Raw genomic sequence first — 16,483 nt, forward strand, 5'->3', positions numbered from 1 at the left:
GGGTGGCGATGTTCGAGACCGTTCTGCTGGCCAACAGGGGTGAGATCGCGGTACGGGTCATCCGTACTCTGCGCGCGCTCGGCATCCGCCCCGCGGCGGTGTTCACCGACGCGGACGCGGACGGGCGGCACGTGCGCGAAGCCGCCGCGGCCGGGGGCACCGCCGTGCGGATCGAGAACTACCTGTCGATCGACGAGCTGCTGCGCGCGGCCGGCGAGACGGGCGCGCAGGCGGTGCACCCGGGGTACGGCTTCCTCGCCGAGAACGCCGAGTTCGCGCGGGCGTGCGTGGCGGCGGGGCTCGTCTTCGCCGGCCCGCCCGCCGGGGCGATCGAGCTGATGGGTGACAAGATCCGCGCGAAGGAGACGGTGCGGGCGGCCGGTGTGCCGGTCGTGCCGGGCTCGTCGGGCAGCGGTCTGTCGGACGGTGAACTGGCCGCGGCGGCACGGGAGATCGGCATGCCGGTGCTGCTGAAGCCCTCGGCGGGCGGCGGCGGCAAGGGCATGCGGCTCGTACGGGACGAGGGCGCGCTGGCGGACGCGATCGCGGGCGCGCGGCGCGAGGCACAGGGCTCGTTCGGCGACGACACGCTGCTGGTGGAGCGGTGGATCGACCGCCCGCGGCACATCGAGATCCAGGTGCTGGCGGACGGCCACGGGAACGTGGTGCACCTCGGGGAGCGGGAGTGCTCGCTTCAGCGCCGGCACCAGAAGATCGTCGAGGAGGCGCCCTCGCCGCTGCTGGACGAGGCGACGCGTGCGGCCATGGGCGCCGCGGCGGTGGAGGCGGCGCGGTCGTGCGGGTACGCGGGCGCGGGGACGGTGGAGTTCATCGTGCCGGGCGGGGGCGGGGGCCCGGTCGCGTACTACTTCATGGAGATGAACACCCGCCTCCAGGTCGAGCACCCGGTCACGGAGCTGGTCACGGGGCTCGACCTGGTGGAGTGGCAGCTTCGGGTGGCCGCCGGGGAGCAACTGGCGTTCGCCTCCGGGGAGGTGCCGCTGAAGGGGCACGCGGTGGAGGCGCGCATCTGCGCGGAGACGGCGCGGGTGGCCGACGGCGGCGAGCGGGTGGACTTCCTGCCGTCGGCGGGCCGGGTGCGGCTGCTGCGCGAGCCGTCGGGGCCGGGGGTGCGGGTCGACTCGGGTCTGTCGGAGGGCACGCAGGTCGGTACGGCGTACGACCCGATGCTGGCCAAGGTCGTCGCCTGGGGCCCGGACCGCGCCGCGGCACTGCGCCGGCTGCGGGCGGCGCTGGCGGACACCGTGGTGCTGGGCCTGGACACGAACACGGGCTTCCTGCGCCGGCTGCTGGCGCACCCGGCGGTGGCGTCGGGCGATCTGGACACGGGCCTGGTGGACCGCGACGCCGCCGGTCTGGCGGCGGCCCCGATACCGCCGGAGGCGTACGCGGCGGCGGGGCTGCTGGCGCAGGCGGCGCTGGAGTCGTCGGCCCGGCGGCCGGCGGGCCCGGCGGGCTGGACGGACCCCTTCGCGGAGCCGTCGGGCTGGCGCGCGGGCGGGCCCCCGGCGTGGACGGTGCGGTCGTTCCGCGCGGCGGGCCGGGACCCGGTGGAGGTACGGGTCCGGGGGCTGACCTCGGCGGCGGAGGTACGGACCGGGGGCGGCGCCCTGCCCGTACGGGCACGCCTCCGGCAGAGCGACAGCGGCACCGTCACCCTCGAACTCGACGGCGTCACCCACCACTTCACCTGTGCCGCCACCCCCGACGGGGTCTGGCTCGGGCGCGACGGCGACGTCTGGCACCTCCTCGCCCACGATCCCGTCGAGGCCGCCCTGCGCGGCGGTGCCCTCGCCGCCGGGGCCGACGCGCTGACCGCGCCCATGCCCGGCACCGTGACGGTCGTCAAGGCCGCCGTGGGCGACCGGGTCGCCGCCGGGCAGAGTCTGCTCGTCGTCGAGGCGATGAAGATGGAGCACGTCATCGCCGCCCCGCACGCCGGCACCGTCGCCGCGCTCGACGTCGTCCCCGGGGGGACCGTAGCCATGGACCAGGTGCTCGCCGTCGTCGTACCGGACGACGCGGAGGGCGAAGGACAGGACGACCCGCGATGACCCACTCCCCCCTCCCCATGCAGGTGCCCGCCGCCGGGCTGCCCGAACGGGTCCGCATCCACGAAGTCGGGCCCCGCGACGGGCTGCAGAACGAGAAGGTCATCGTCCCCACCGACGTCAAGGCCGAGTTCGTGCACCGCCTCGCCGCCGCCGGACTCACCACCGTGGAGGCGACCAGCTTCGTGCACCCCGAGTGGGTCCCCCAGCTCGCCGACGCCGGCGAGGTCTGTCTGCGCGTCGCCGACCTGCACGGCGAGGTCCGGCTCCCCGTCCTCGTACCCAACATGCGGGGCCTGGAGCGCGCCACCGCCCACGGTGCGCGCCGCGTCGCCGTCGTCGCCAGCGCCACCGAGACCTTCGCCCGCCGCAACCTCAACCGCACCGTCGACGAGGCCCTCGCGATGTTCGCCCCGGTCGTCGCCCGGGCCAAGCGGGACGGCCTGCACGTGCGCGGCTATCTGTCGATGTGCTTCGGCGACCCCTGGGAGGGCCGGGTCCCCCTCGGCCAGGTGGTACGCACCGCACGCGCGCTCGCCGACATGGGCTGCGACGAGCTGAGCCTCGGCGACACCATCGGCGTCGCCACCCCCGGTCACGTCTCCGCGCTGCTCGACGCCCTCGCCGCGGAGGGCCTCGGGGCCGGACTGCTCGGCGTCCACTTCCACGACACCTACGGCCAGGCCCTGGCCAACACCCTCGCCGCACTGCAGCACGGCGTCACCACCGTCGACGCCTCCGCCGGCGGTCTCGGCGGCTGCCCGTTCGCCGGGAGCGCGACCGGCAACCTCGCCACCGAAGACCTCGTGTGGATGCTGCAGGGGCTCGGCATCGAGACCGGCGTCGACCTCGACGCACTCGTCGCCACCAGCGTCTGGATGGCCGGCCGCCTCGGCCGCCCGAGCCCGTCGCGCACCGTGACCGCCCTCTCCCACAAGGAGTGACCCCGATGACGCCCAGTCTCGACCACCGCCTCTCCCCCGAGCTGGAACAGCTCCGCCGCACGGTCGAGGAGTTCGCGCACGACGTGGTGGCCCCGAAGATCGGCGACTACTACGAGCGGCACGAGTTCCCGTACGACATCGTGCGCGAGATGGGCCGCATGGGCCTGTTCGGCCTGCCGTTCCCGGAGGAGTACGGCGGCATGGGCGGCGACTATCTGGCGCTCGGGATCGCGCTGGAGGAGCTGGCGCGCGTCGACTCCTCGGTGGCGATCACCCTGGAGGCCGCCTGCTCGCTGGGCGCGATGCCCCTCTACCACTTCGGCACGGAGGAGCAGAAGCGCACCTGGCTGCCGAAGCTGTGCTCCGGCGAGATGCTGGGCGCGTTCGGCCTGACGGAACCGGAGTGCGGCTCGGACGCGGGCGGTACGCGCACCACGGCGCACCTCGACGAGGCCGCCGGCGAGTGGGTGATCAACGGGACGAAGTGCTTCATCACCAACTCCGGCACGGACATCACCGGCCTGGTCACGGTCACCGCCGTCACCGGCAGGAGCGAGTCGGGCAAGCCGGAGATCTCCTCGATCATCGTCCCGTCGGGCACCCCGGGCTTCACGGTCGCCGCCCCGTACTCCAAGGTCGGCTGGAACGCCTCCGACACCCGCGAACTGTCCTTCTCCGACGTCCGCGTCCCGGCCGCGAACCTCCTGGGCGCACGCGGTCGCGGCTACGCCCAGTTCCTGCGCATCCTGGACGAGGGCCGCATCGCGATCGCCGCGCTCGCCACCGGCCTGGCGCAGGGCTGCGTCGACGAGTCGCTGGCGTACGCGCAGCAGCGCCACGCCTTCGGCCGGCCCATCGGCACCAACCAGGCCATCCAGTTCAAGCTGGCCGACATGGAGCTGCGCGCCCACACCGCCCGGCTCTCGTGGCGGGACGCGGCGTCCCGGCTGGTGCACGGCGAGCCGTTCAAGAAGGAGGCGGCGCTGGCGAAGCTGCACACCTCGACGGTGGCGGTGGACAACGCGCGGGAGGCGACGCAGATCCACGGCGGGTACGGGTTCATGAACGAGTACCCGGTGGCGCGGATGTGGCGGGACTCCAAGATCCTGGAGATCGGCGAGGGCACCAGCGAGGTGCAGCGCATGCTGATCGCCCGCGAGATGGGGCTGCCGCCCGCGGCCTGAGCCGGGCCGGGCGGCGAAGGCCACGTACCGGGGGCAGAGGTGAGGGCTCCTGCTTCCAGCGCCTGCACGGGAGAGTTAGGTTAGGTTAACCTCATCCGCGACGCGCGCCTTTCCGCGCGCGGGACGCGACCCCGCACCCGCACCCGCACCCAAGGGCCGCGGTTCCGCGGGAAGGCCGCCGCCGGCGACCCGGACGCGGCGGGGTGAGCCGGCGAGTCTGGCCGAAACGACGGGGGCGGGGGTCCTAGGACCAATTACTTAGGTTAGGCTTCCCTAAGTTCTTGGCCCCCGTCGTGAGGACAGCATCCATGAGGTCCCACCTGCTCAACGACCGCACCGCCGGCGCCTACCGCCGTACGGTCACCGCAGGCGTCGAGCACATCGCGGCCCGACTGGCCCATGCAGACCGCCCGTTCACGGGCATCGCACCCTCCGCCCTCGCCCCGGTCGTCGACGCCGTCGACCTCGACCTCCCCCTCGGCGACGCCGGTGCCGCACTGGCCGAGCTGGACCGGCTCTATCTGCGCGACGCCGTCTACTTCCACCACCCGCGCTACCTCGCCCACCTCAACTGCCCCGTCGTCATCCCCGCGGTGCTCGGTGAGGCGGTGCTCTCCGCCGTCAACTCCTCCCTGGACACCTGGGACCAGTCCGCCGGCGCCACCCTCATCGAGCGCCGCCTCGTCGACTGGGCCGCGGCCCGCGCCGGCCTCGGCCCGGCCGCGGACGGCGTCTTCACCTCCGGCGGCACCCAGTCCAACCTGCACGCGCTGCTGCTCGCCCGCGAGGAGGCGTGCGACGGCGTGCGCAAGCAGCACGGTGCCGGTCTGCGCACCGCCGAGATCCTGCCCCGGCTGCGCATCCTCGCCTCCGCGCACGGCCACTTCAGCGTCCGCAAGGCCGCCGCGCTGCTCGGCCTCGGCGAGGAGGCCGTCGTGGAGGTGCCGTGTGACGCGGAGCGCCGGATGCGGCCCGCCGCGCTGGCCGCGGCGCTCGCGCACCTGCAGCGCGACGGCCTCGTCCCCATGGCCGTCGTCGCCACCGCCGGCACCACCGACTTCGGCAGCGTCGACCCGCTGCCGAAGATCGCCGGGGTGTGCGCCGGGTACGGCGTATGGCTGCACGTCGACGCGGCGTACGGCTGCGGGCTGCTGGTCTCGGGGCGCCGCCGGCACCTGCTCGCCGGCATCGAACGCGCCGACTCGGTCACCGTCGACTTCCACAAGTCCTTCTTCCAGCCGGTCAGCTCGTCGGCGGTGCTGGTACGGGACCGGGCGACACTGCGGCACGCGACGTACCACGCCGACTACCTCAACCCCGAGCGCATGGCCGCCGAGCAGATCCCCAACCAGGTCGACAAGTCCCTCCAGACCACCCGCAGGTTCGACGCGCTCAAGCTGTGGCTGACCCTGCGCGTCATGGGCGCCGACGGCGTCGGCGCGCTCTTCGACGAGGTCTGCGACCTCGCGGAGGCCGGGTGGCGGCTGCTGGACGAGGACCCCCGCTTCGAGGTCGTCGTCCGGCCGCAGCTCTCGACGCTGGTCTTCCGCCACGTCCCGGACGGCCCGGCCGATGCCGACCCGGCCCTCGTCGACGCCGCCAACCTCCGCGCCCGCGAGCGCCTGGCCGCCTCCGGCGCCGCGATGGTCGCGGGCACCAAGGTCGACGGCCGGCACCACCTGAAGTTCACCCTGCTCAACCCCGAGACCACGACCGGGGATCTCACCGCCGTCCTCGACCTCATCGCCGCGTACGCCGCCGACCACACCGGAGAATCTCTTGTCCCCGACGTCCCCGAAGCACCCGCGGTCCCCGGAACCCCGGCAGTCCCCGCCTGCTGAGCGCCGCGTCCACGACTTCGTCGCGATCGGCCTCGGCCCCTTCAACCTGGGCCTGGCCTGCCTGACCGAACCGGTCGACGGCCTCGACGGCGTCTTCCTGGAGCGCAAGCCCGACTTCGACTGGCACTCGGGGATGTTCATCGAAGGCAGCACCCTCCAGACGCCCTTCATGTCGGACCTGGTCACACTGGCCGACCCCACGTCCCCGTACTCCTTCCTGAACTACCTGAAGGAGACCGGGCGGCTGTACTCCTTCTACATCCGCGAGAGCTTCTATCCGCTGCGCGAGGAGTTCAACGACTACTGCCGCTGGGCCGCCGCCCAGCTCCCCGGCGTCCGCTTCGGCGAGGAGGTCACCGCGGTCGACCGGGACGCGGCGGACGGCACGTACGTCGTCCGCACCCCGCGAGGCACCTACCGCGGGCGCCGGCTGGTACTGGGCACCGGCACGCCGCCGTACATACCCGAGCCCTGCCGGGACCTCGGCGGCGACCTCCTCCACAACAGCCGCTATCTGGAGAACCGCGACCGGCTGCGCGCCAAGGAGTCGGTCACGATCGTCGGCAGCGGGCAGAGCGCCGCCGAGGTCTACTACGACCTGCTCCAGGACCTGACCCCCGACGGCTACCACCTCACCTGGGTGACCCGCTCGCCGCGGTTCTTCCCGCTGGAGTACACCAAGCTGACGCTGGAGATGACCTCGCCCGAGTACGTCGACTACTTCCACGCGCTGCCCGCGCCCGTCCGCGACCGGCTGGGCGCCGCGCAGAAAAGCCTCTACAAGGGCATCGACACCGAGCTGATCGACGCCATCTTCGACCTGCTGTACGTCAAGTCGCGGCGCGGCCCGGTGCCGACCCGGCTGCTCACCAACACCGCCCTGGTCTCCGCCGGGTACGCGGACGGCACGTACACCCTGGGCCTGCGCCACGAGGAGCAGGACCGGGACTTCGACCTGGCCACCCAGGGGCTGGTGCTGGCCACCGGCTACCGCTACGCCGAGCCGCCCTTCCTCGCCGGCATCGCCGACCGCCTCGCGCGCGACGAGCGGGGGCGCTTCGCCGTCGCCCGCAACTACACCGTCGACCACGCGGGCCGCGAGGTCTTCGTCCAGAACGCCGAGCTGCACACCCACGGCTTCGCCGCCCCCGACCTCGGCATGGCCGCGTACCGCAACTCCTGCATCATCCGGGAGATGACCGGCCGCGAGGTCTACCCGATCGAGAAGTCCATCGCCTTCCAGGAGTTCGGAGCGCCGGTCCGATGAAGCTCACCCTGCGCCCCCTGGACCCGGTCCGGGACGCGCCGCTGCTGCACACCTGGGTCACCCACCCGAAGGCCGCGTTCTGGCTGATGCAGGGCTGCACGCCGGAGGAGGTCGAGAAGGAGTACGCGCGGATCGCCGCCGACCCGCACCACGACGCCTTCCTCGGTCTCGCCGACGGCACCCCCGCCTTCCTCGCCGAGCGCTACGACCCGGCACACCGCGAGCTGACCGGCGTCTACGACGCCGAAGACGGCGACGTCGGGATGCACTTCCTCACCGCGCCGGCCGACACCCCCGTGCACGGCTTCACCCGGGCGGTGATCACGGCGGTGATGGAGTGGCTCTTCGCCGACCCGGCGGTGCGCCGGGTCGTGGTCGAGCCCGACGCGCGCAATACCGCCGTGCACGCCCTCAACGAGGCCGTCGGCTTCCGGGTGGCGCGCCGCGTACGCCTGCCGGGCGAGCCGGGGAAGCCCGGCAAGGAGGCGCTGCTCAGCTTCTGCACCCGCGAACAGTTCGCCGCCTCGCGGGCGGCGGGGCCCTCCGGCGCCACCGGGCACCTCACCCCCGGCCACTGGGCGGAGGCGACCCGCCGGCTGCTGGCCAAGGCCATCGGGGAGTTCACCCACGAGCGGCTGCTGACGCCCGAGCCGCGGGGGGCCGGCGCGTACGCGCTGCGGGCCGGGGACGCCGAGTACCGCTTCGAGGCCCGGCGCTACGCCCTGGACCACTGGCGCGTCGACCCGCGCACGGTCACCCGCCACGCTCCCGGCGACCCGCCCGGGGGCTCGGCGCTCGACGCGCTGCGGTTCTTCGCCGAACTCCGCGAGCCGCTGGGGCTGAGCGCCGAGGTGCTGCCCGTGTACCTGGAGGAGATCACCTCCACGCTGGCGAGCACCGCGTACAAACTCACCGGCCCGGAGGACCCCGACCTGGCGACCGCGGACTTCCAGCGGATCGAGGCGGGGATGACCGAGGGCCACCCCTGCTTCGTCGCCAACAACGGCCGCCTGGGGCTGGGCGCGGCGGACTACCGCGCGTACGCCCCCGAGACCGGCGCCCGCACCCGCCTGGTCTGGCTCGCCGCCCACCGCGACCGGGCGACCTTCACGTGCGCCGCCCACCTCGACTACGACACGCTGCTCCGCGCCGAGCTGGGGCAGGGCACGCTCGACGGCTTCGCGGCCCGGCTGCGCGCGCTGGACCTGGACCCGGACGACTATCTGCTCATGCCCGCGCACCCCTGGCAGTGGGAGCACAAGCTCTCCGTCACCTTCGCGGGCGAAGTCGCCACGCGCCGGCTGGTGTACCTCGGCGAGAGCGCGGACGCGTACCAGCCGCAGCAGTCGATACGTACCTTCTTCAACACCTCCGCGCCCGGCAGGCACTACGTCAAGACCGCGCTGTCCGTGCTCAACATGGGCTTCATGCGCGGGCTGTCGGCCGCGTACATGGAGGCCACACCGGCGATCAACGACTGGGTCGCCGGGCTCGTCGGGCAGGACGAGGTGCTGCGCGGCACGGGCCTGGAGATCCTGCGCGAAGTGGCCGCGGTCGGCTACCGCCACGAGGCGTACGAGGCCGCCACCGCCCCCGGGTCGCCGTACCGCAAGATGCTCGCCGCGCTGTGGCGGGAGAGCCCGGTGCCGCGACTCGCCGAGGGCCAGCGGCTCGCGACGATGGCGGCGCTGCTGCACACCGACCGCGCCGGCCGGCCGCTGGCGGCGGCGCTGATCGAGGGGTCGCGGCTGGCCCCGGAGGTGTGGCTGCGCCGCTACCTCGACGCGTATCTGACGCCGCTGCTGCACACCTTCTACGCGTACGGGCTGGCGTTCATGCCGCACGGCGAGAACGTCATCCTCGTGCTGGACGAGGCGGGGACGGTGCAGCGGGCACTGTTCAAGGACATCGCGGAGGAGGTCGTGGTCATGGACCCGGACCTGCCGCTGCCGCCCGCGGCGGAGCGCATCCGGGCCGAGGTCCCCGACGACATGCAACTGCTGTCGGTCTTCACGGACGTCTTCGACTGCTTCTTCCGCTTCCTCGCGCCGCTGCTGGACGAGGCAGGGGTGCTGGGCGAGGAGGACTTCTGGCGGACGGTCGCGGAGTGCGCGCGGGACTACCGGGACTCGGTGCCGCACCTCGCGGAGAGGTTCGAGCGGCACGACCTGTTCGCGCCGGAGTTCGCGCTGTCGTGCCTCAACAGGCTCCAGTTGCGGAACAACCGGCAGATGGTCGACCTGACGGACCCGTCGGCGGCCCTCCAGTTGGTGGGCAGACTGCGCAACCCGCTGGCCCCCCACGCTCCCCCGGCCCCGAACGCCGCAAGCGCCCCCGACTCCCCGAACGCTCCCGGGGCCCCCACTCCCCGCACACCCGCCCCAGGGTAGGCCGCCCCACCGACAACGCGGCGCGGCCCCGCCGCGCCGCCCCCGGCCTCGGCCTCCTCGACGGCGACGGCGCGGTCGCCGGTGCCCCCACCGATGCAACACGCCGTGCCGTCCCACCGGCCGGCGCCGGTCCCGGACCACCGCACCGCCGCGCTCCCGTACTCCTCACCCCCTCGCCCCCTCACCCCCCAGCCGCGCGTTGAGCCGCGCCGCCTGCCGCGTCAGGTGGTCCCGCTCCGGGATGTTCGGCGCCGAGCCGGCCGCCTGGACGTACAGCCGGGCCGCCGTCTCGGCGTCGCCGTCCCGCTCGTGCAGGTACGCCGCCACCGCCGCGTACCGCGGCAGCGACGGGTCCAGCTCCGCCAGCGCCGCCAGCCCCGCCCGCGCGCCGTCGGCCTCGCCCACCGCGACCGCCCGGTTGAGCCGGGCCACCGGGCTGCCGGTGAGGCGGACCAGCTCGTCGTACCACTCGACGATCTGCACCCAGTCGGTCTCGCCCGCCGTCGGGGCATCGGCGTGCAGTGCGGCGACGGCCGCCTGCGCCTGGAACTCGCCCAGGCGGTCGCGGGCGAGCGCGGCCTGGAGTATCCCGACGCCCTCGGCGATCATCCGGGTGTCCCACAGGCTGCGGTCCTGCTCGGCGAGGGGGACGAGCCTGCCGTCCGGACCGGTGCGCGCCGGGCGCCGCGCGTGGTGAAGCAGCATGAGCGCCAGCAGCCCGGCGGCCTCCTCGTGGCCGGTGAGCGCCGCCAGTTGCCGGGTGAGCCGGATCGCCTCGGCGGAGAGGTCGACGTCGCCGGAGTAGCCCTCGTTGAAGACCAGGTACAGCACGCGCAGCACGGTGGCGACGTCGCCGGGCCGGTCGAAGCGGACGTCGGAGACCGTGCGCTTGGCCCTGCTGATCCGCTGGGCCATGGTGGCCTCGGGCACCAGATAGGCACGCGCGATCTGCCGCGTGGTCAGTCCGCCGACCGCGCGCAGCGTGAGCGCGACGGCCGAGGCCGGCGTCAGGGACGGGTGGGCGCACAGGAAGTAGAGCTGGAGCGTGTCGTCCACCGCGCCGCCCGCCTCGGCGGCCGGCGCGGGCTCGGCCTGGACCGCTTCCTCGCGCCGCCGCCGGGAGGTGTCGGCACGTACGGCGTCGAGGAACTTGCGCCAGGCCACCGTGACCAGCCACCCCTTGGGGTCCCGGGGCGCGTCGCCGTCCGGCCAGCCGCGTACGGCCTCCACCAGGGCGTCCTGGACGGCGTCCTCGGCCGCCGCGAAGCCGGCTCCGCGGCGGACGAGGACGCCGATCACCTCGGGCACCAGCTCCCGCAGCAGTGACTCGTTCACTCGGTCGCCGTGGCCTGCACGCCGTAGGCCGGCCGGATTTCGAGCCACTCGTGGATCGGCTTGCCGCCCGCGCCGGGAGCTGCGGACAGCTCCGCGGCCAGCTCCAGCGCGCGGTCGTAGGAGTCGACGTCGATCACCATCCAGCCGGCGATCAGGTCCTTGGTCTCGGCGAACGGCCCGTCGGTGACCGGGGGCCGGCCCTCGCCGTCGTAGCGGACGAAGGTGCCCTCCGGGGAGAGCGCCTGCTCGCCGACGAACTCCCCGGTGGACTCCAGCCGGGCGGCGAAGTCACGCATGTACTGGATGTGGGCCGTGACCTCCTCGGGCTTCCACTGGTCCATCGGCACGTCGTTGACCGCCGCGGGCGCGCCACGGTAGTGCTTGAGCAGCAGGTACTTGGCCATGATCTTCTCCTTGTGCGGTAGGGCCCATTGTGGGCCGCGTGCACACCTGGGACGGAGCCGCACGCCGGTTCTCGACATCCCCGCGCAAGAAAACTTCGCGGGATACGGAACGGGGGCCACGGGCCGCGGGACGGCGCCGCGAGCCGCACGCCCTCAGTGCAGCGCGTCCGCGCCCCGGGCCGCCGCCCGCAGGAAGAACGGCACCGTCAGCGCCGAGGCCACCGCGAAGAAGCCGAACGCCGCGCGCGGCCCGGCGAGTTCGGCGAGCAGCCCGACGAGCCCGGCGCCCAGCGGCATCGCGCCCCAGGCGAACATCCGGTTCGCGGAGCTGAAGCGGCCGAGCATCGCGTCCGGCACCGCCCACTGGATGACCGTGCGGCTGTTGACCGTCCACAGCGTGCCGCCGAGGCCGCCGAGGAAGGCCGCCGCGGCGACGGCGCGGGCGTCGGCGGTGAGCGCCGGGACGGCGGCCATCGCGGCGGTGCCGAAGAGGTCGGCGAGCATCACGTGGCGGCGGCCCAGCAGCCGGTTGAGCCGGGTCACGGTGACGGCGCCGAGGAGCCCGCCGACGCCGAGCGCGCTGAGCAGGGCGCCGTACTCGCCGGGGGTCAGGCCCATGTCGCGGGTGGCGTACAGCGGGATGAGCGCGAGCCAGGCGCCCCAGGTGCCGGAGAGCACGGTGAGGATGAGGGAAAGGGAGCGCAGCAGGCGGTGCCGCCAGAGGTAGCGCAGCCCTTCGGCGATCTGCCCGTTGACGGTGCGGGCGGGGGGCGGCGCTCCGCCCTCGGTCTCGTACGCCACGGAGCCGCCCGCGGCACCGGCGGCGTCCGCCGCACCGGCCGCGCTCGCGGCACCGGCCGCACCCGCCCGGAACCGCCCGGCGAGCAGCAGCAGCACGAGCGCCGCCGCGGCGTACGCGACCCAGGTCGCCCCCAGCGCGTACCCGGCGCCCAGCGCGATGAGCAGCCCTCCGACGAACGGCCCGGCGAACTCGCTGAACACCGTCTCCGCCCCGGCCATCCAGGCGTTCGCCCTGTCCCGCCCGGCGGGCGGCACCGCGGCGGGGACGAGCGCGGAGGCCGCCGTGGAGGCGACGACGTCGGCGACGCCGATGGCCGCGCCGGCGGCGGCCAGCAGGGGGAGGGACAGCCCGCCGCTCGCGGCGGCGGCGAGCAGCGGCACCATCGCGAGCAGCCGCAGCACGTTGACGATCCACAGCAGCCGGCGCCGGTCCACACGGTCGACGAGCACCCCCGCGTGCAGGGCGACGAGGAGCCAGGGCAGCGAGAGGGCCAGCGCCACCCCGGTGACCTGAGCGGGAGAGCCGCCGGCGCGGACGGCGAGCAGCGGCAGGGCCGTCTTCACGACGCCGTCGGCGAGGTTCGTCACCGCGGTGAACACGACGAGCACGGCGGTGTTGCGGCGCCCCGCGTCCCGCCCGGCCCGCGGCCGGCTCTCCGCCAGCGCCCCGGATGCACCCATCACGCCCCCCCTAACCACCAAAGCCGTTTACCGGTGAGAGGAATTTACCAGCAAACGCGATAGCCGGTAAAGTGGCCGGTATGCGTACACCGCCTCGGGCCGCCGAGCTGGTGGCCGACTTCGCCAACACCCTCGACCTCCACGCCGGCACGGACACGCTGAGCACCCCGGACGAACTGGCCGCCTGGCTGACCGGCCACGGCCTGCCGGTCACCGGCACCATCGACGCCGCCCTGCACGCGGCGTCCGTCGCCCTGCGCGCCGGCATCCGCGAGCACCTGGGCACCCACGTCGGGGACACCCCCGACCTCGCGATCACGGCGGCGGCCGACGCGGCACTGACCCGCTTCCCGCTCCGCCTCACCGCCGCCGGCACCCCCGTCCCCGCCCCCGGCCTCACGGACGCCGAGCGGGCCGTCACGGAGCTGGCCCTGGCCTGGAGCACGCTGACGATCACCGGGGACGCCGCACGCCTGAAGCGCTGCGCGGAGCACACCTGCCACGAAGTGTTCTGGGACACCTCGAAGAACCGCAGCAAACGCTGGTGCTCGATGCAGGGCTGCGGCAACCGCGCCAAGGCCCGCACCTACGCCGCCCGCCGCGCCACCGCCTCCGGCTGAGCCGGCACCCCGGAACGCGTCAGGGCCCGTACCGCCGAAGCGGCACGGGCCCTGACCGAAGAGGGTGAGTGACGGGACTTGAACCCGCGGCCACCTGGACCACAACCAGGTGCTCTACCATCTGAGCTACACCCACCGTGAGCTGATGCTTCCGCACCGGCCGACTAGAAGTGTACAGGGTCGCCGGCAGTGCTCGCCTCCCGCTTTCCCCGCTCCGCCGTGCCGGGCCGGCTCCCCCGCTACGAGCCGTCCGCCGCCAGCGTGTGGCGGGCCGCGATGGCCTTCGCGGTGTCCGAGTCCGGGCCCGGCGGGGGGACGAAGACCGCCTCGCGGTAGTAGCGGAGTTCGGCGATGCTCTCCCTGATGTCCGCGAGGGCGCGGTGGTTGCCCGCCTTCTCGGGGCTGTTGAAGTAGGCCCGCGGGTACCAGCGGCGGGCCAGCTCCTTGACCGACGAGACGTCCACGATGCGGTAGTGCAGGTAGCCCTCCAGGTCCGGCATGTCCCGGCTGAGGAAGCCGCGGTCGGTGCCGACCGAGTTGCCGCACAGCGGGGCGCGCCCGCGCTCGGGGACGAACTCGCGTACGTAGTTGAGCACCTGCCGCTCCGCGTCCGCCAGGGTCGTGCCGCCGGCCAGCTCGTCGAGCAGGCCGGAGGCGGTGTGCATGGCGCGTACGACGTCGGGCATGGTGGTGAGGGCCTCGGCCGGGGGGCGGATGACGATGTCGACGCCGTCGCCGAGCACGTTCAGCTCCGAGTCGGTGACCAGCGCGGCCACCTCGACGAGCGCGTCGTGGGCCAGCGAGAGACCCGTCATCTCGCAGTCGATCCAGACCATCCGATCGTTCATGGCCCTCACCCTACGTGCCGGTCACGCTGTCCCGGCACGGTCGCGCGCCTGACGAGTGCGCCCCGCAGCCGGGACGGATACGGCTCGGGGTGGCCGGGGGCGTACGCGTCGGACTGCGGTTTCTCGGCGCTGTCCACGCCGCCGCCCGCCACCCCCGCGACCCCCGCGGCGCCGGTGCCGCCGGGCGGCTGCGGGCGTCGTGGCGCGGGCACCGTGGGGGGTTCCGGCGGGGGTACGGCCTGGGGGTTGCGGGCGCGGTAGGCGGCCCGGTACGCGGCCGGGGAGGAGCCGAGCTGGCGGCGGAAGTGCCCGCGCAGCGCGACCGGCGAGCGGAAGCCGCAGCGCCCCGCCACTTCGTCCACGGAGAAGTCCGACGTCTCCAGCAGCCGCTGCGCCTGAAGCACCCGCTGGGTGATCAGCCACTGCAGCGGTGCGCTGCCGGTGAGCGAGCGGAACCGCCGGTCGAACGTGCGTCGGCTCATGTACGCGCGGGCCGCCAGAGTCTCCACGTCGAACTGCTCGTGCAGGTTCTCCAGCGCCCAGGCCACGACCTCCGCCAGCGGGTCTCCGCCGATCTCCTCGGGTAAAGACCTGTCGAGGTAGCGCTCCTGCCCGCTGCCGCGCCGCGCGGGCACCACCAGCCTGCGGGAGAGCGCGGCGGCGGCCTCGGCGCCGTGGTCCTGGCGCACCAGGTGCAGGCACAGGTCGATGCCCGCGGCCGTGCTCGCCGACGTCAGGATGTCGCCGTCGTCGACGAACAGCTCGCGCGGGTCCATGTGGACCGACGGGTAGCGCTTGGCGAGCGTCGGCGCGTACATCCAGTGCGTGGTGGCCGGTCTGCCGTCGAGCAGCCCGGCCGCGGCGAGCGCGAACGCGCCGGTGCACAGCCCGACGACGCGGGCGCCGTCCTCGTGGGCCCGGCGCAGCGCGTCCAGCGCCGCGGCGGGCGGCGGCTGGGTGATCGAGCGCCACGCGGGTACGACGACGGTGCCGGCGCGGGCCAGCGCCTCCAGCCCGTACGGAGCGGAGAGCTCCAGCCCGCCGGTGGTGCGCAGCGGGCCGTCCTCACCGGCGCAGACCAGCAGCCGGTACCGGGGTGTGCCGGCGTCCTGGCGGTCGACTCCGAAGACGGACAGGGGGATGGAGTTCTCGAAGACGGGGCCACCGCTGAACAGCAGCACGGCGACGATTTCACGGCGTCTCCGGTGCGGGCGTGGTACCTCCCCCCGCACCGCGGTTCCCGCCACCTCGGGTGTGCGTGGCCCGCCGGACCGGATCGTTGCGCCCGCTCCGGTGGAGTCCTGGCTCATGACGCTAAGCCCCCTCGCTTCTCTCTTCCTCCGCGTCCTGCACCTACACCCCCGGAACGATCTCGGTCTCTCGGCCAAGATCAAATCTACTGTGTGTTGTCCGACGGAACGGACAGGTTCGGCCCCGCATCTATAACGACGGGTAAAACACGTCTTGTGTGACACGCGTGGCAGGCTCGTCCCTATCCGTATGTCGACATGGAAACCTGGCGTGAAGCTTTCGATCGCGAACGGTTTCACTGGTTCACGCAACAGGGAAGGCCACCCCCTCCGGTTCTCCGACGTGCGGGGCTCGTGCGCCCCGACTGCGCCCCCAGCCCCCCGAGCCCGGAACGTTCCAGCCTGAATTCTCGCAACTCCGGTGTGCAGAAGGGAAGTTGGCCGAAAAGATCGGGTCACAGGAGGTTGTCCCCTCAACCACGGGCGTACGCCCCCGGCGAGCCGCGAAAACGCGGGCGACTCCGCCGGCTCCGCCGTGTCCTGCCACGCGCCCCCGGCGCACGTGCGGCGTTTGCCTTCGCGGCGGCGACGAGATGCCCGGGGGGCGCGACGACAGCGCACGGGAGCGTGGGGGGCGGCACGAGGGAGGCACACGGGATCCCTGCGCGCCGCCGCCGTGCGCCCCCGAAGATGCCGGTGACGGACCGCGGGGTGGCCGTCCCGTCCCGACGGCGTTGCGCGGGACGCCGCACTCGGGCATGCTCCTGTGAACCGTTCGCCGGGGCCGCCTGGCATACCGCCGCCCGCACCTGGGCAAGGGAGGTAGTGTCGCCGTACCCTTGTTGT

The 16,483-nt window shown here is 73.8% G+C and carries 12 protein-coding genes and 1 tRNA gene; 7 read left to right on the plus strand and 6 right to left on the minus strand.

Translation table 11 applies throughout. The annotated features are described in order from the left end of the window. Positions 1-8: 8 nt before the first annotated feature. From I003_RS0103720 to I003_RS31420, 6 genes are all read left to right on the plus strand, one after another. Positions 9-2,075 carry an ATP-binding protein gene (locus tag I003_RS0103720; RefSeq protein WP_027770268.1) on the plus strand — a complete coding sequence of 689 codons (2,067 nt, stop codon included), beginning with the start codon at positions 9-11 and terminating at the stop codon, positions 2,073-2,075. Next, positions 2,072-3,016 carry a hydroxymethylglutaryl-CoA lyase gene (locus I003_RS0103725; protein WP_027770269.1) on the plus strand — a complete coding sequence of 315 codons (945 nt, stop codon included), beginning with the start codon at positions 2,072-2,074 and terminating at the stop codon, positions 3,014-3,016. Before I003_RS0103720 ends, I003_RS0103725 begins: the two co-directional genes overlap by 4 nt. A 5-nt stretch (positions 3,017-3,021) precedes the next feature. Next, positions 3,022-4,200 (plus strand): acyl-CoA dehydrogenase family protein, encoded by a 1,179-nt coding sequence (locus I003_RS0103730; protein WP_027770270.1) that lies wholly within the window; start codon positions 3,022-3,024, stop codon positions 4,198-4,200. A gap of 308 nt (positions 4,201-4,508) precedes the next feature. After that, a complete protein-coding gene (locus tag I003_RS0103735; protein ID WP_027770271.1) occupies positions 4,509-6,041 on the plus strand; it encodes a pyridoxal phosphate-dependent decarboxylase family protein in 1,533 nt (510 codons plus the stop codon). Continuing rightward, positions 5,980-7,308, plus strand: coding sequence for a lysine N(6)-hydroxylase/L-ornithine N(5)-oxygenase family protein (locus tag I003_RS0103740; RefSeq protein WP_027770272.1), 1,329 nt, complete (start codon positions 5,980-5,982; stop codon positions 7,306-7,308). The genes I003_RS0103735 and I003_RS0103740 overlap by 62 nt, the downstream gene beginning before the upstream one ends. Then, on the plus strand, positions 7,305-9,698 hold the full coding sequence (locus I003_RS31420; RefSeq protein ID WP_486584074.1) for a GNAT family N-acetyltransferase: 2,394 nt from the start codon (positions 7,305-7,307) through the stop codon (positions 9,696-9,698). The genes I003_RS0103740 and I003_RS31420 overlap by 4 nt, the downstream gene beginning before the upstream one ends. Positions 9,699-9,863: 165 nt before the next feature. Here the strand turns inward: I003_RS31420 and I003_RS0103750 are convergent, their stop codons facing one another. The 3 genes from I003_RS0103750 to I003_RS0103760 all read right to left on the minus strand — a co-directional run bounded on the left by I003_RS0103750 (position 9,864) and on the right by I003_RS0103760 (position 12,919). Beyond that, on the minus strand, positions 9,864-11,033 hold the full coding sequence (locus I003_RS0103750) for a DUF6596 domain-containing protein (protein WP_027770273.1): 1,170 nt from the start codon (positions 11,031-11,033) through the stop codon (positions 9,864-9,866). Continuing rightward, positions 11,030-11,437, minus strand: a complete 408-nt coding sequence (locus tag I003_RS0103755) for a YciI family protein (protein WP_027770274.1) — start codon at positions 11,435-11,437, stop codon at positions 11,030-11,032. Before I003_RS0103755 ends, I003_RS0103750 begins: the two co-directional genes overlap by 4 nt. A gap of 153 nt (positions 11,438-11,590) precedes the next feature. Next, entirely contained in the window at positions 11,591-12,919 is a 1,329-nt protein-coding gene (locus I003_RS0103760; RefSeq protein WP_027770275.1) for an MFS transporter, read from the minus strand. An 80-nt stretch (positions 12,920-12,999) separates the two neighbouring features. On the opposite strand from I003_RS0103760, the gene I003_RS0103765 reads away from it, so the two are divergent. Then, positions 13,000-13,539, plus strand: a complete 540-nt coding sequence (locus I003_RS0103765; protein WP_027770276.1) for a CGNR zinc finger domain-containing protein — start codon at positions 13,000-13,002, stop codon at positions 13,537-13,539. A gap of 63 nt (positions 13,540-13,602) precedes the next feature. Here I003_RS0103765 and I003_RS0103770 read toward each other — a convergent pair. The 3 genes from I003_RS0103770 to I003_RS0103780 all read right to left on the minus strand — a co-directional run bounded on the left by I003_RS0103770 (position 13,603) and on the right by I003_RS0103780 (position 15,697). After that, positions 13,603-13,675 (minus strand) — tRNA-His (locus I003_RS0103770). 103 nt (positions 13,676-13,778) lie between these two features. Continuing rightward, the gene (gene orn / locus I003_RS0103775) at positions 13,779-14,387 is read right to left on the minus strand and encodes an oligoribonuclease (RefSeq protein WP_037719969.1); all 609 of its coding nucleotides are present in this window, start codon (positions 14,385-14,387) and stop codon (positions 13,779-13,781) included. A gap of 5 nt (positions 14,388-14,392) precedes the next feature. After that, positions 14,393-15,697: a helix-turn-helix domain-containing protein gene (locus I003_RS0103780; RefSeq protein WP_486584075.1), complete on the minus strand. Its 1,305-nt coding sequence runs from the start codon at positions 15,695-15,697 to the stop codon at positions 14,393-14,395. Positions 15,698-16,483 lie beyond the last annotated feature (786 nt).

Source organism: Streptomyces sp. CNQ329 (genome assembly GCF_000482585.1).